General features: G+C 72.0%; 13 protein-coding genes. 10 read left to right on the forward strand and 3 right to left on the reverse strand.

Going from position 1 to position 14,272, the window contains the following annotated elements; all coding sequences use genetic code 11:
• The first annotated feature begins 75 nt into the window (after positions 1–75).
• From KY5_RS14400 to KY5_RS14425, 6 genes are read left to right on the forward strand one after another with little or no spacing between them, the layout of a single operon-like run.
• Positions 76–1,389 (forward strand): O-antigen ligase family protein, encoded by a 1,314-nt coding sequence (locus KY5_RS14400; RefSeq protein WP_098247250.1) that lies wholly within the window; start codon positions 76–78, stop codon positions 1,387–1,389.
• Positions 1,386–3,011, forward strand: coding sequence for a murein biosynthesis integral membrane protein MurJ (murJ, locus tag KY5_RS14405; protein WP_098242625.1), 1,626 nt, complete (start codon positions 1,386–1,388; stop codon positions 3,009–3,011). The genes KY5_RS14400 and murJ overlap by 4 nt, the downstream gene beginning before the upstream one ends.
• Positions 3,001–3,789, forward strand: a complete 789-nt coding sequence (locus KY5_RS14410; RefSeq protein ID WP_418952776.1) for a polysaccharide deacetylase family protein — start codon at positions 3,001–3,003, stop codon at positions 3,787–3,789. Before murJ ends, KY5_RS14410 begins: the two co-directional genes overlap by 11 nt.
• Entirely contained in the window at positions 3,786–4,931 is a 1,146-nt protein-coding gene (locus KY5_RS14415) for a glycosyltransferase (protein ID WP_098242626.1), read from the forward strand. The genes KY5_RS14410 and KY5_RS14415 overlap by 4 nt, the downstream gene beginning before the upstream one ends.
• A complete protein-coding gene (locus KY5_RS14420) occupies positions 4,931–5,584 on the forward strand; it encodes a lipopolysaccharide biosynthesis protein (RefSeq protein ID WP_098242627.1) in 654 nt (217 codons plus the stop codon). The genes KY5_RS14415 and KY5_RS14420 overlap by 1 nt, the downstream gene beginning before the upstream one ends.
• Positions 5,581–6,726 (forward strand): GNAT family N-acetyltransferase, encoded by a 1,146-nt coding sequence (locus KY5_RS14425; RefSeq protein WP_234362730.1) that lies wholly within the window; start codon positions 5,581–5,583, stop codon positions 6,724–6,726. Before KY5_RS14420 ends, KY5_RS14425 begins: the two co-directional genes overlap by 4 nt.
• Before the next feature lie 30 nt (positions 6,727–6,756).
• On the opposite strand, the gene KY5_RS14430 is transcribed toward KY5_RS14425, so the two are convergent.
• Entirely contained in the window at positions 6,757–8,091 is a 1,335-nt protein-coding gene (locus KY5_RS14430; RefSeq protein ID WP_098242628.1) for a glycoside hydrolase family 26 protein, read from the reverse strand.
• 130 nt (positions 8,092–8,221) lie between these two features.
• On the opposite strand from KY5_RS14430, the gene KY5_RS14435 reads away from it, so the two are divergent.
• Together KY5_RS14435 and KY5_RS14440 are read left to right on the forward strand one after the other, a co-directional pair.
• Positions 8,222–9,520 carry an ATP-grasp domain-containing protein gene (locus KY5_RS14435; RefSeq protein WP_098242629.1) on the forward strand — a complete coding sequence of 433 codons (1,299 nt, stop codon included), beginning with the start codon at positions 8,222–8,224 and terminating at the stop codon, positions 9,518–9,520.
• Positions 9,513–10,775 carry an NAD(P)-binding domain-containing protein gene (locus KY5_RS14440; RefSeq protein ID WP_098242630.1) on the forward strand — a complete coding sequence of 421 codons (1,263 nt, stop codon included), beginning with the start codon at positions 9,513–9,515 and terminating at the stop codon, positions 10,773–10,775. The genes KY5_RS14435 and KY5_RS14440 overlap by 8 nt, the downstream gene beginning before the upstream one ends.
• Positions 10,776–11,142: 367 nt before the next feature.
• Here KY5_RS14440 and KY5_RS14445 read toward each other — a convergent pair whose 3' ends face one another.
• On the reverse strand, positions 11,143–11,334 hold the full coding sequence (locus KY5_RS14445; protein WP_098247253.1) for a chaplin: 192 nt from the start codon (positions 11,332–11,334) through the stop codon (positions 11,143–11,145).
• 334 nt (positions 11,335–11,668) lie between these two features.
• A complete protein-coding gene (locus KY5_RS14450; protein ID WP_098242631.1) occupies positions 11,669–12,082 on the reverse strand; it encodes a rodlin in 414 nt (137 codons plus the stop codon).
• Positions 12,083–12,318: 236 nt separating this feature from the next.
• On the opposite strand from KY5_RS14450, the gene KY5_RS14455 reads away from it, so the two are divergent.
• Complete coding sequence (locus KY5_RS14455) at positions 12,319–12,729, forward strand: rodlin (protein ID WP_098242632.1); 411 nt, start codon at positions 12,319–12,321, stop codon at positions 12,727–12,729.
• 426 nt (positions 12,730–13,155) lie between these two features.
• Complete coding sequence (locus KY5_RS14465; RefSeq protein WP_098242634.1) at positions 13,156–14,256, forward strand: LCP family protein; 1,101 nt, start codon at positions 13,156–13,158, stop codon at positions 14,254–14,256.
• Positions 14,257–14,272 lie beyond the last annotated feature (16 nt).

Below are 14,272 nucleotides of genomic sequence, written 5' to 3' on the forward strand. Positions count from 1 at the left end.
CATTCCGCACTGCACTCCTGGTCCGACGCGGACGTGGCACGTGGCACGCGAGCGGCCGGGCCGCGTGCCACCGCCCTGCGCGCGCTCACGCGGTACGCCTCGGTCCTGCCCGTCGTCCTCCTGGTCGCGCTGCTCGCCGTGCCGCCGCCGCCCGCCGCCGAGACCTCCGGCGCGGGAACCGTCGCCGACGCGGTGTCGGCGCTGGTCGTCGGCTACTGCGTGGTGCTCCTGCTGCGCGGCCGACGGCGTCCGCTGACGCGCACGGCCGCGGTGCTCATCGGACTGCCCGTCGTCGGCATCACCGTGGCCGCGTGCGGCGCCGCGTCCGCCGCGATCGGGGTCCCCGGGGCCGCGCGCTACCTGCAGATCTTCGTGCTCGTACCGGCCGCGGTGCTGATCCTGATCCGGAGCGCGGACCACTTCCGCCTGCTCGCCTGGTCGTTCATCGGGCTCGCGCTGTGGCAGGGCGCCCTGGGTGTCCACCAGTACCTCACCGGGACCGGCGCCTCGTACATGGGCGAGGACATCCGCGCGGTGGGCACGTTCGGTTCGACGGACGTCATGGGAATGGCGACCGTCGTCTCGTACGGACTCGTCAGCTCGCTCGCCCTCGCCTTCCGGCCGGGCGCGCGGCGCCAGCGCTCCGCGGCGGTGGTCTGCGCGGCCCTGCTCACCGTTCCGCTCGCGCTGTCCTTCAGCCGCGGCGCCTGGATCGCGACGGCGGTGGCCTGCGCCGTCGTCCTCTTCCTCGCCGGGGTACGGCGGGCCAGCCGGGTGCTGCTCGCCGGTGGCGCGGCCGCCGTGGTCCTGGTGGCGGGACTCGGCGTGGGATCCGCGATGCTCCAGGAACGCCTGAGCAGCATCACGCAGGTCACGGACACCCCCGACCAGTCGGTCACCGACCGGTACACGATGTGGGCGGCCTCGGTCGACATGTGGCGCGCGCAGCCGATGACCGGGGTGGGGCTCAAGGGCTTCCCCGAGCACCGCGACGGCCACGCCTCGCTCGCCCTGTCCTCCGGCAGCGACACCGCGGGCGCGGGCAGCGCGTTCGCACGGCAGCCGCTGCTCTCGCCGCACAACATGTACCTGCTCGTCCTCAGCGAGCAGGGTCTGATCGGTCTCGTCACGCTGGCGGGCAGCTGGCTGGCCGTGCTGGTGTGCGCGGTGCGCCGCTGGGCGCGGCAGCGGCCGCGCCGGTCGGGCGCGGGCGGTCCCGAACTGGACTGCGCGCTGCTGGCGTGCGGGCTGCTCGTCTGGCAGCTGGTCGACTTCGTGTACGCGGACATCGGCGGGCCCTCCACCGTGCTGACCGCGGTGGCGTTCGGTCTCGTGGCCTGGTGGGCCGTGGGCGTCCGCGCGCCGCGGGGAGAGGCGGAGGCGCGGTGACGGCCGAGCCGCACGCGGTGGCGGACCTCGCGCCGCCGCCCGCGCCACCCGCGCGGGACAAGGCGAGCAGCGGCTCGTTCCTCGCCAAGGCGGCGCTGGTCACCGCCGCGCTCTCGGTGGCGGGATCGCTCCTCGGGCTCGTACGCGACCAGGCGCTCGCGCACTACTTCGGCGCGAGCACCGACACCGACGCGTTCCTGGTCGCCTGGACGCTGCCGGAACTCGCGGCGACGCTGCTCATCGAGGACGGTCTCGCCTTCTTCCTCGTGCCCGCGTTCAGCCTGGCGCTCGCCCGCCGCGCGGACGCCACGGGCGGGGACCCGGTGCGCGCGCTCGTACGGACGTCGTTGCCCCGGATGGCGCTGTGCTTCGCGGTCACGGCGCTCGTGCTGATCGCCGCCGCGCCGTACATCGTCGACCTGCTCGCCCCCGGGCTGCCCGACCACCAACTGGCCGTCGACTGCACCCGGTTGACCGCCACCTGCGCACTGAGCTTCGGCCTGGCGGGGTACTGCAGCGCCGCGCTGCGGGCACACCGGCGGTTCGTGGCCCCCGCGACGGTCTACGTCGCCTACAACATCGCCATCATCGCGGCGCTGTTCACCCTGGCGGGGCACTGGGGCATCCGGGCCGCCGCGGCGGGCGTCGCGGTGGGCGGAGTGCTCATGGTGGCGGCGCAGGCGCCGTCCCTGTGGCGGCAACTCCGGCGCGGTCCACAGGCGTTCATCCCGAGCCCCGCCAAGGCGCCGGGGACGGCGGCGCCGACGATGCAGAGCGCGATCATCTGGACGGTCCTGCTGTTCGCGCTCTGCCGCCAGTCGCAGGTCCTCATCGAGCGGTTCCTCGCGTCGTCGCTGCCCGCGGGGGCCATCTCGCATCTGAACTACGCCCAGAAGGTGGCGCAGATGCCGATGGTGCTCTCCCTGATGCTGTGCACCGTCACCTTCCCCGTGGTCGCCCGCGCCCTGGCCGACGGTGAGATCGAGCGGGCCCGCGACCGGGTCGAACGCGACCTCGTCCTAGCGGGCTGCATCGTGCTGCTCGGGGCGGCCGCGGTCATCGCCAGCGCGCCCGCGCTCATCGAACTGCTCTTCCAGCGGGGCGCGTTCGGGGCCCAGGACACCGCGGCCACGGCGGCGGTCATGCGCGTCTACACGCTCGGGCTGCTGGGGCACACGCTGGTGGGAGCGCTCGCCCGCGCCCACTTCTCCGTCGCCCGCACCACCTGGATTCCGCTGTTCTCGATGTTCATCGGGGTCCTCGCCACGGCCGGGATCGGCTTCCTGACCGTGGGCACGTGGGGCGTGTACGGCATCGCGGGGGCGAACGCGACCGGCATCTGCGTGACCGCGGCGCTGCTCCTGCGGGGCCTCGGCCCCCGCACCGTGCCCATCAGGACCCGCGCGGTGGTGGGACAGCTGGCCCGGCTCGCGCTCGCCGCGGCCGTCGCCGCGCTCCTCGGCGCGCTCTGCGCCCAGCGGATGGCGGGACCGCTCCTCGCCGTCGTGGCGAGCGGCGCGGTGGTCACCGTCTCCTTCGTACTCCTCGGTCTGGTCCTGCGGGCGCAGCCCTGGCCGTCCGTCCTCCGCTCCGTCACAGGAAGGCTCCGCCATGCCCGTTGACCTCAGACCGAACGCCCCGCACGGCGCGGAGCCCTTCCTGCTGCGCCGCCCGCCCAACACCCCCGCGTGGGTCGCGATGTACCACTCGGTCGACAACGTCTCCGAGGACCCGTACCGGATCACCGTCTCGCCCCAGCGACTCGACGATCAGCTGCGGTGGCTGCGGCGCCGGGGGCTGCGCGGCGTGTCCATGCGGGACCTGATGGAGGCGTGCGCCCGGGGCGAGCAGCGCGATCTGGTGGGGCTCACCTTCGACGACGGGTACCAGGACTTCGTCGAACAGGCGCTGCCGGTGCTGCGGCGCCACGACTGCACGGCCACCGTGTTCGTCCTGCCGGGCCGCCTCGACGGTGACAACGCGTGGGACCCGCTGGGCCCGCGCAAGCCGCTCCTCGGCGCCGACGGCATCCGGCACGTGGCGCGGAGCGGCATGGAGATCGCCTCGCACGGCCTGACCCACGTCGACCTGACCAAGGCCGACGACGAGGAGCTGCGGCGCGAGGTCGGCGACAGCCGTACGCGACTGAGCGAGCTGACCGGCGCCGAGGTGCGGGGCTTCTGCTACCCCTACGGGCACGTGGACGAGCGCGTGGTGAGCGCCGTGCGCGACGCCGGATACCGCTACGCCTGTGCCATCGATCCGGGCCGGCTCCGCGGCCCTCTCGCGCTGCCACGGGTCCACGTCGGGCAGGGCGACACGCCGTCGCGACTGGCCCTGAAGCTGTGGACGAACCGGCTCAGGGGCCGTGCCGTCGGCCGGGCGGCGGTGACCGGATGAGGGTCCTGCACATCATCACCGGACTCGGCGTGGGCGGCGCGGAGCAGCAACTGCGGCTGCTGCTGCGGCACCAGCCCGTGGACTGCGACGTCGTCACGCTGACCAACGCGGGCACGGTGGCGGACGGGATCGTGGCCGACGGGACCGCGCGCGTGAGCGACCTCGGCATGTCGGGCAACCGGGACGTCGCGGCACTGCCCCGCCTTTCCCGGCTCATCAAGGACGGCCGCTACGACCTGGTCCACACCCACCTCTTCCGGGCCTGCCTGTACGGGCGCATCGCGGCGCGGACGGCCGGGGTGCGCGCGGTGGTGGCCACGGAACACTCGCTGGGCGACACCCAGATGGAAGGCCGCCGCCTCACCGCGGGCGTCCGCGGGCTCTACCTGGTCGGCGAGCGGCTCGGCCGGATGACGGTCGCCGTCTCCCCGGCCGTCGGGCAGCGGCTGCACCGCTGGGGCGTGCCGCGTCAGCGGATCCGGGTGGTGCCGAACGGCATCGACGTCGACCGCTTCCGGTTCGACCCGGACGCCCGGGCCCGTACCCGTAGGCACCTGGACCTGCCCGAGCACGCCTTCGTCGTCGGGGGCGTGGGCCGCCTGACGCGCGGCAAGCGCTTCGACGTGCTGCTGCGCGCCGTCTCCCAGCTCCCCGATGACGTCGTGGTCCTGCTGGTGGGAGCCGGTGAGCAGGAACAGGAACTGCGGCGGCTCGCCGACCGGCTGGCCCTGGCCGACCGGGTGCGATTCGCCGGTGAGGCCGCGCACGAGGACGGCCGTATGGCCGGACGCGGCCCTGATCTGCCGTCGCTGCTCGCGGCGATGGACGCGCTGGCCTCCCCCTCCCCCGAGGAGGCCTTCGGACTGGCGCTCGTCGAGGGGCTGGCCGGCGGACTGCCCGTGCTCTACACGTCGTGCCCCGCCATCGACGGCCTGCCCCTCGACGCACAGACCAACGCCTCGCACTGCCCGAGCGATCCGGACGCCTTCGCGCAGGTCCTCTTCCGCCTCCGCGGCCGGGACCTCGCGCACCGTACGGCGGCGGCCGCCGTGCAGCACTACAGCATCACCCGCAGCGCCGACCAGCTGATGGACGTCTATGCCTCAGTTGTCTCGGGCCTGACCCCGAAGGTGAGTCCTTGATGAACGACTCCGCAACCGAGCGCCCCCGCACGGGCGCCCTGCGCGCCCGCGCCGCCCGGCTGCCCCGCTGGTGGGCCCTGCCCGCCGGTGCGGCGCTCGGCGCACTCGCCGGTGCCGGATACGGCGTACTGCACACGCCCCAGTACACGGCCACGAGTTACGTCGTCGCCGTGCCGCAGGAGCGGGCGGATCCCGCCACGGCGCTGGGATTCGCGCAGGCGTACGGACGGGTGGCGACGCAGCTCGCGGTGCTCGGCGACGCCCAGGTCGCCGCGGGCATGTCGGCCGCCGAACTCCAGAAGAGCGTGCAGGTGGCCACCTCTCCCGACGCGCCGATGATCGCCGTGTCGGCGTCGTCGGACCGGCCGACGGAGGCCGCGATCACCGCCAACGCGGTGGCACGTTCGCTGGCGAGCAGCGCCAACCACGCCAAGGACAGCACCCGGGTCAAGCTCCTCGCGTTCTCCCGTGCGGTGGCGCCCACCGAGCCCACCTCGCTCTCCACCGGGGTGAGCGTGCTGGTCGGCGGCTGTGCGGGCGGCCTGCTCGGCGGTCTCGCGCTCCTGGTCCGCCCGCGCGGGCGCGAGGAGGAGGCGGCGGGCGCGGCTGCCGTTCCGGGTCCGGCCTCCGGCCTGGTCCGGAGCAACGCGTGAGGGCGGCTCCCGAAGCCGCTGCGCGAGCGGAACAGGCTGCGCTGCGAGCGGAACTCTGCGTCGACAAGGACGCGTTCGCGGCGCTCGCCCGGCCGTGGGGGCGCCTGTACCGGGCGTGCGGGGCGGCGACGCCGTTCCAGAGCCACGCGTGGCTGTCCTCGTGGTGGCACTCCTACGGCCGGCGAGGAACGCTGCGGGTGCTCCTGGTCCGCGACGAGGAGGACCAGCTCGTCGCGGCGGCGCCGCTGATGCGGGTGCACCGTCCGATCCCGGCGCTGAAGCCGCTGGGCGGCGCGATCTCCGACTTCACCGACGTCCTGGTGGACGACGCCCGCCGCGAGGAAGGGTCGCCGGCGCTCGGGCGGGCCCTGTTCGACCTGGCCCGTACCGCGCTGCTCGACTTCCGCGAGGCACGGCCGGGCGCCTGCGTCGAGGACATCTACCGGGACTGGCCAGGACCCAAGAAGACGCTGGTCGACTCGGCCTGTCTGGAGCTGCCCGCCATGCCGATGGAGGATCTGCTCAAGCGGCTGCCCACCCCGCGCGCGCAGCGCACCCGGGCCAAGATGCGCAAGCTGGCGGCGCTGGGCGTGGAGAGCCGCATCGTGCCCTGCGCGGACGTCGAGGAGTCGGTGCGCACCCTGCTGCGTCTGCACCAGTTGCAGTGGCGCGGCCGCAAGGTGACCTCCGAGCACCTGCAACCCCGGTTCCACGAGCATCTGCTGCGCTCGATGCGGCCGATGGTGGCGGCCGGTGAGGCGGTCGTGACCGAGTTCCGCCTCGACGGGCACGTGGTGGCGGCGGACCTGACCCTGCTCTCGGACACGCTGGCGGGCGGCTATCTGTACGGCGCCGATCCGCAGCTCAGGGAGCGGAAGGTGGACGTCGCCACGATGCTCCTGGAGGCGTGCACGCGGCACACCGGCGGCGAACACCCGCGCGCCCTGAGCCTGTTGCGCGGCACCGAGCCCTACAAGCAGCACTGGCGCCCTGAACCGGTCACCAACCAGCGGTTCCTGCTCGCCCGCCGCAGAACGGCGCCGCTGCTGTGCGCCGCGTCCGGCGACGCCGCCGCCCGCCAGTGGCTCCGGCAGCAGCGGCAGCGCCGTGCTGAGCACCGCGACGGCGGGGCCTCGTCATGACGACCCACACCACCGCGGTGCCCCACCGCCTCACGAGCGGTTCTTCTCCTGCCACCAGTCGAAGCGCACGCACAGCTTGCCGCCCAGCCAGTACTCGACCCAGTCGCCGAGTTCCAGCGGCGAACAGGTCGGCGGTGTCACCGGCTCGGTCGGCTGGGGAGTCGGGTTGTCCGTACGACCGGAGAGCAGTTCCCGGTACACCGCCGAGGCGTCCGGATTCTGCTTGCACTGCCACACGCCGTGCGGACAGTAGTCGGTGACCGTGTTGTACAGCGGCTTCTTCTCGTCCATCCACTCCAGCATCCGGCGCATGTACTCCTCGTTGTCGCCGTTACGGAAGAGACCCCACTCGGGGTAGGAGATGGGCTTGTTGTGCGCCGCGGCGAAATCCACGTGCGCCTGCAACCCGTAGGGCTCCTTGACCTGTTCGTCGAAGGACATGCCGCGGGGCTGGTCGTAGGAGTCCATGCCCACGATGTCGACGACGTCGTCACCGGGGTAGCAGTCGGTCCAGGGGACGGCGTCGCGGCCTCTGCTCGGGGTGAAGTCGAAGGTGAACTTCTGCCCCGGGACCGCGCGCATCGCGGTGACGATCTTTTTCCAGTACGTCTTCCAGGACTCCGTGTCCGGGCCACAACGATGGGTGTACGTCGTGCCGTTCATCTCCCAGCCCAGCACGATCACCGTGTCGGGAACGCCGAGAGCGACGAGGCGTTCGGCCAGCTTGGTGAAGTGGGCGTCGAAGTCACCGGCCGCGCCCTGTTTCAGGAGCGCGGCGACCTCGGTGTCACCGACGCCTCCCTCGTTCTTCTCCAGCATCGGCACGTTGAGGACGAACATCCTGTCGTCCTTCGCCTTGCGCCATGTCGCCCAGTCCTCCAGGAATCCCGGCGCCCCCTCGATGTTGTTCCAGCGGTCGCCCGGGAGGTACGTGTGCCCGACCCTCAGTTCGGTTCCGTCGAGCCACTCGCTGAGTTGCTCGATGCGCCGGACGCCGCGCGGACCGAAGTCCAGGTACGCGCCGATGGCGGGCGCCTTGGCCGGGGCGGGATCGATGCCCGGCGACGTGGACGCCGAAGGTTCCGGTGTCGCCGAGGGGACCGTGGGGACCTCGGGGACGGCCGGGACCGCCGGATCCACCGGAGTGGGCACCGCGGGGACCGCCGGGTCCGCCGGAGTGGGGGCCACCGGAGTGGGCACCGCGGGTACCTCGGGCGCCAAGGGCGTGGCGGCGGTAGGTGGTGGTTCACCGTCGCGCACGATGCCCACCGTGTATCCCGGCGCACAGGCCAGGGCCACCGACGAGATGATCCCGCCCGCGATGAAAGCAAGTCGTCTGCTGCGTCGGCGACGCTCTGGGGCCATGACTTCTCCTCGTTCCCGAGTCATCCGATAGCTAATAGACCGTCATATTTATATCTATTACGCCAATCGAGTCCTTAATCCCCCGCTTCCCTATATCGCCCGCTTGGGCGATCGAACAGTAAGGGTGACTTTGCAGCCTCTGGACACGCGAACTCCTGCTGTCCTCCTGCGGATCGACAGGAATCCTTTTCACCACGGAACTCTGGGTGCCGTGCGCTCTCTGGGACGCGCGGGCGTGGAGGTCCACCTCGTGGCCGACGACCACGGAAGCCCCGTGCAGCAGTCCCGGTACCTGCACCAGATGCACCCACCGCCCCCGCCAGGGGCCTCGCTCCCCGAGGTGGCCGCCGTGCTGCGCTCGGTCGCGACACGCGTGAGCGCCCCGGCCGTCCTCATCCCCATGGACGACATCAGCGCCCTGGCCATCAGCGCCCTGCACGAGGAACTGAGCAGCCGCTACCTGCTGCCGGGACGGGCGGGCGGGGTGGCCGAGCAGGTGGCGGACAAGGCGACCCTGGCGCAGGTCTGCGCGCGGGCGGGCGTGGCCCACCCGGTGACCCTGGTGCCGGAGTCGGCAGCCGAGGCCGCGGGCGCCGTGGCACTCCTGGGCGCTCCCACCGTGGCCAAGTGGAGCCGCCCCTGGACACTGCCGCAGGGCGTCGGACTGCGCAGTACGACCGTGATCGGCTCGGCCCGCGAGGCCGAGCAGCTCTTCGCGCGCAGGGCCGAGGCGGGCTGCCGTCTGTTGCTCCAGGCGTTCGTGCCCGGCGTACGGGACGCGGACTGGTTCGTGCACGGGTGCGCGGGTCCCGACGGGACCGTGCGCGGGGGCGGTACGGGCCGCAAGCACCGCTCCTGGCCGAGGGCTGCGGGCCTGACGGTGAGCGGCGAGTGGACCGCCAACCCCCGGCTGTGGTCCACGGCCCAGCGGCTGGTCGCGTCGCTGGGCTACCGGGGGGTCTTCGACCTGGACTTCCGCAAGGACGCCGCGACCGGCGACTTCTACCTCATCGACTTCAACCCCCGCCCGGGAGCACAGTTCCGGCTCTTCGCCGACGCGGCGGGCATCGACGTCGTCCGCGCCCTGCACCTGGGCCTGACGCACCGGCCCGTACCGCCCCCGCAGCCCTCCCCCGGCCGCACGTTCGTGGTGGAGAACTACGCGCCGCTCACGGCGCTGCGCTCGCTGCCCCGGCCTCGGTCGGCCGTCCCTTCACCGGCCGGTGAACTCGCCTGGCACGCCGACGACGACCCCGCGCCGGGGGCCGCCCTGCGCCGCCTGTGGCGCCGCCACATGGGACAGCGCCTGCGGGCCGGCGTCGGCCGCCGCTCGCAGCTGTTCCTCACCCCCCTGTCCCGGCGCGCCCCCGCGCAGGCCCCGGCCGTCCTGCCCACACCGAACAGAGAGCGAGCAGCCACCGATGCATGACCTGCTGATTGTCGGAGCGGGCCCCTACGGCCTGTCGATCGCCTCGCACGCGGCCGCGGCAGGACTCGACGTACGGATCTTCGGCCGTCCCATGGCCTCCTGGCGGGACCACATGGCGCAGGGCATGTTCCTGAAGTCGGAACCCTGGGCCTCCGATCTGTCCGACCCCGCGGGGCGCTACGGCCTGGCCGCCTTCTGCGCCCGCGAAGGGCTGCCCGCCGAGCACGGCCGCCCCCTGCCCATCGGGCACTTCTCCGCCTACGGCCTGTGGTTCGCGGAGCAGGCCGCGCCGCCCGTGGACGAACGGCTCATCGCCTCGGTCCGCGCCTGCGCCGGCGGCTTCGAGGCCCGCACCCAGGACGGCGAGGTGCACCGCGCGCGGGCCGTGGCACTGGCGGTGGGCGTCATGCCGTTCACGCAGACGCCCCCGGCGCTCCGGGGCCTGGGCCCCGAGCATGCCTCTCACAGCAGTCACCACGGCGATCTGGAGCGCTTCCGCGACCAGGACGTGACCGTGCTCGGCGCGGGGCAGGCGGCGCTGGAGACCGCCGCGCTCCTCGCCGAACAGGGCACCCGCGTCCGGGTCCTCGCCCGGTCGCCCCGGGTGGACTGGAACACCGTGCCCCCCGCCTGGCAGCGGCCGTGGTGGGAGGCGATGCGCGCCCCGCACACCGGTCTGGGCTGCGGCTGGCGCAACTGGTTCTACGCCAGGACCCCCCACCTCTTCCGGCGGCTCCCCGAGCAGATGCGCGCCCAGGTCGCCGCCTCGGCGCTCGGCCCCGCGGGGGCGTGGTGGGTCAGGGAGCGGGTCGAATCAGGCGTCGAGACCCTCGTCGGTCAACAGGTCCAGGGCGTCGAACTCGCGGGCGGCCGCGTACAGGTGACGACCAGCGGCGCGGACGGCGGGGGCCTCTCGTTCGCGACCGACCACATCATCGCCGCCACGGGGTTCAGGGCGACGACCCGGCGCATCCACGTGCTCGCCCCCGAGCTCCGCCTCGCGCTGGACTCCCTCGACGACGAAACCCCCTACGTCAGCAACGCGTTCGAGACCAGCTGCCCCGGGCTCTTCCTCGCCGGGCTGACGACGGCTTCGAGTTTCGGCCCCGCCATGCGCTTCGTGTACGGGGCCTCGTTCACCGCGGCGCGGCTGGTGCGCGGCGTCGAACGGCACCTGCGCGGACGGCCCGCCGCCTCACTGCCCCCGCAGGCCGACGGGCAACTCCTGAGCCGGGCGCAGGAACCGGCACGCTGAGCGGGTGGGTGGGCGCCACGAACGGCCGACGCGTGGCGCCGTCGCCCTCTTATGAGTGACGCATCGGGCGAACGGGTGAACCTTGTTCCCGGCCGAAGTGGCCGAGTGGTGCACTGGACGTGCTTCATGGGACAGACCGGGTCGCCACCCGCCAGCCGTCGGCACCATTGCCGTGGGTGAGCGACATCCCCCTACGGTCTGGTTTGCCGTCCCTCCCACGCCGGCAGGGAAGCCTCGCGCACCTGGCTTCCCTGCCGGCGCGCGTTGTGTCCGCGATGGCCCCTCCCGTGGCTCCAGATGCCGGCCCCAGCGACTCGGGGAGCGCTGGGGCCGGCTTCTACGCAGCTGGTACGGCTGGGCCGCTACGTCAGTCGTTGACGCAGGTGTTGCCGAACGCCGGGTTCAGCAGAGCGATGATGTCGACGCTGTTGCCGCACACGTTGACGGGAACGTGGACCGGCACCTGAATGACGTTGCCGGAGATGACGCCCGGAGAGTTCTGGGCCGCACCTTCGGCACCGGCGTCGGCGAAGGCCGGGGCGCCCATGCTCAGCGCCATGATGGCACCGGCAACGATCGTCGCGCTCTTCTTGAGCTTCACAGGTAATCCCTTCTTTAGGGTCACGCCTCGACGGCGGTTGCAGACCGGGCGGGGAGGTCCCCTTCCCGCACCGTGACCTGAGACCTACTCAACGAGCGTTCGCGGGTGAGGAAACCGGAATACGGGTACTTTTCGGGAGTTCACTCGAACGCGGACCTGAGCTCAAGCAGCAGTAGGGCAAACGGAGTTGCCCGGCGCGCCCCCGTGGCGACGTGCGGCGCGGAAAAGAACTCGGGCCGCCCCAGGTGAAGTTCACCTGGGGCGGCCCGAGCGGTGTCTGCGACGGGGCAGATCAGCCGTTGTGCTCGCCGTTGCCGGAGAGGACCGGGATGTCGTCCAGGATGTGCGACAGCGGCTCGTCGCCCTTGGCCTGCGTCGAGTTCTCGGTGCACTGCTGGTTCTGCGGGGCCGACAGGACCGGGATGTCCTGGACCGCGATCGGCACGAGGCCGACGAGCGAACCGACGTTGCCCTTGACCGGCAGGCCGACACAGGGCTTGTTCAGCGAACCCTGCACCAGGGAGAGCTGCGGGCTCATGTCGCCCTTGGTGACGGAGTTGCCGAACTCCTGCTTGGCGTCGTTGCCGCTCATCGACGTCGTGCCGCCGTCGTCACCGATGGCGAGCGCGGTGGGCGCCGCGGCAGCCGACATGCCGACGACCGAGACGGCGACCGCGGCCGCGGCCATTGCCTTCTTGTAGTGCATTGTGTTCCTTTTCTGGACCGACCACAGGTAACTGCGGACTGCTCAACTCGCCCTGTGGATTTTGGTTCCGCCCATTCACTCCATCGGATCGCCTTTCGCGCCGTGCGATCGACGCGACTCCGAGTCGGGCCGCACCGGAGGTTTGGGCCATCAGAGTGAATGTGAGCAACTCATCGCGGCCGGGGGAGTTGCTCAGGGTGCTCCGCGGACGGGGCTCAGTCATGAAGGGAAACCCTGTGCTCAAGAAGGTTATGGCCGCTGCTGCGGTCACGGCTTCCGTCGTCGGCATGTCGGCCGCTGCGGCCCCCACGGCGCTCGCCATCGGCAACGACGGCGGCACCAACACGACCAGCGGCAACGGCGCCATGCAGGAGTTCGGCAACTCCGCCACGTACGGCAACATGAGCCCGCAGATGGCTCTCATCCAGGGCTCGCTCAACAAGCCCTGCATCGGCCTGCCCGCCAAGGCGAACGTGGGCTCCCTGGTCGGCGTGGTGCCGATCGCGGTCCAGGACATTCCGATCCTGTCGGCCCCGCAGAACCAGCAGTGCACCGAGAACTCGACCCAGGCCAAGGGCGACGAGCCGCTGTCGCACATCCTGGACGACATCCCGGTCCTCTCCGGCAACGGCGCGGGCAACAACTGACGTTCAGCAATTCAGCGGGCCGCCACTTCCTGTGGCGGCCCGCTGTGCTGTTCAATTCCGGGGCCAGGGATCCTGCTCGACCAGTCTGTTCCACTCGTGGTCGGGAATTCCTGGAACCGTCCTTCCCTGCTCGCGCCACATGGCGAGCAGGGATTCATAAATGGGATCCGTGCGGCTTTCCGAAGGCTTCCTGCTCGCCGGGATCACTCCGATTCTTTGCCAGCGTCCTGCGCCGTCGGCCATGGGTTCCCCGTCCTGGGTGGGAGCGTCGCTGCTCTTGTTCCAACCCGTCCCGCCATCAAAACAGCACGCTGTGGCGAAAGAGTTGTTCCTGTGCGCCGCGCCAGAACCACGACGGAATGACATGTCATCCCGTTCTACGGTGACCGGGACTTCCTCCCTCTCACTCAGCCAGCGGAGAACAGCATGAGGACGACCCCCCGCGCACCGTCTCGTGGACGAGGCGGAAAGTACCTCGGCGCCATCGCTCTGGGGGTCGCGCTCGCCGCTTCCCTGACCGGTCTCACCGCCGTCGCGGCGCCGCGGCCCGCCGAGCGGCTCCCGGTCTTCGACGGCATGACGAACCGCCCCGAGAACGGGCCCGGCACGAACATCCTGCTGCTGGGGACCGACAGTCGCGCGGGCATCACCAAGGCCGAGAAGGAACGCTTCTCCACCGGCAGCGTGGGCTGCAACTGCTCCGACACGATCATGCTCATCCACGTATCGCCGCGGCAGGACCGGGTCAGCGTCGTCGGTCTGCCCAGGGACTCCCACGCGATCATCCCCGCGCACCGCGACCGGGCGACCGGCGCCACGCGGGCGGCGCATCCCGCCAAACTCAACGCGGCCTACGCCGAAGGCGGTCCCCGGCTCGCGGTGCGCACGATCGAGCGGATGACGAAGGTGCGGATCGACCGCTATCTGGAGATCGACTTCAGGCGGTTCATCGACAGCGTGAACCAGGTCGGCGGAGTGCGCGTGTGCACCCCTCGGCCGCTCAAGGACTTCGCCACCAAGCTGGACCTCCCGCCGGGCACGCACCACCTGACGGGGGGCCAGTCGCTCCAGTACGTCCGGTCCCGGCACGTGGACTCCAGCGCGGACTTCGGCCGCATCCAACGCCAGCAGCGCTTCCTGGTGGGGGTCCTGCGCACCCTCTCCGCGGACCGCGCGTTCGCCGACCCGCTCCGCACGGCTCGGCTGGCCCGCGCCGTCCTCGGGTCATCCCGCGTGGACCAGGGGTTCACCGTCGATCAGCTCGCCTCGCTCGCCATGGCCCTGCGCGAGCTGTCGCCCTCGAGGATCGAGTTCACGACGGTTCCCGTCCGCGGGTTCAGCGCACCGCAGGAGGGGATCGGGGCCACGCTCGACTGGGACACGTCGCGGGCCGCCAAGGTCTTCGGCGCGCTGAGCAAGGATCGCGCGTTCGACGGTCGCAAGTCCGCGGCGGCCCCCTCCGACCCGCCCCGGCTCGGCAGCAGGGAAATCTTCCACGGCGACAAGGTCGCGTGTGACGGAGGGTGAGCGCCGCGTTCGGCTG

Origin of the sequence: Streptomyces formicae, from assembly GCF_002556545.1 — a bacterium.
In the GTDB taxonomy this organism is placed as follows: Bacteria; Actinomycetota; Actinomycetes; order Streptomycetales; family Streptomycetaceae; genus Streptomyces; species Streptomyces formicae_A.

Excerpts from the sequence above, each read along its gene's own strand:
- KY5_RS14450 (WP_098242631.1), bottom strand. The coding sequence starts at position 12,082 with ATGCACTACAAGAAGGCAATGGCCGCGGCCGCGGTCGCCGTCTCGGTC.
- KY5_RS14430 (WP_098242628.1), bottom strand. The coding sequence starts at position 8,091 with ATGGCCCCAGAGCGTCGCCGACGCAGCAGACGACTTGCTTTCATCGCG.
- KY5_RS14465 (WP_098242634.1), top strand. The coding sequence starts at position 13,156 with ATGAGGACGACCCCCCGCGCACCGTCTCGTGGACGAGGCGGAAAGTAC.
- KY5_RS14410 (WP_418952776.1), top strand. The coding sequence starts at position 3,001 with ATGCCCGTTGACCTCAGACCGAACGCCCCGCACGGCGCGGAGCCCTTC.
- KY5_RS14415 (WP_098242626.1), top strand. The coding sequence starts at position 3,786 with ATGAGGGTCCTGCACATCATCACCGGACTCGGCGTGGGCGGCGCGGAG.
- KY5_RS14420 (WP_098242627.1), top strand. The coding sequence starts at position 4,931 with ATGAACGACTCCGCAACCGAGCGCCCCCGCACGGGCGCCCTGCGCGCC.
- KY5_RS14445 (WP_098247253.1), bottom strand. The coding sequence starts at position 11,334 with ATGGCGCTGAGCATGGGCGCCCCGGCCTTCGCCGACGCCGGTGCCGAA.
- KY5_RS14440 (WP_098242630.1), top strand. The coding sequence starts at position 9,513 with ATGCATGACCTGCTGATTGTCGGAGCGGGCCCCTACGGCCTGTCGATC.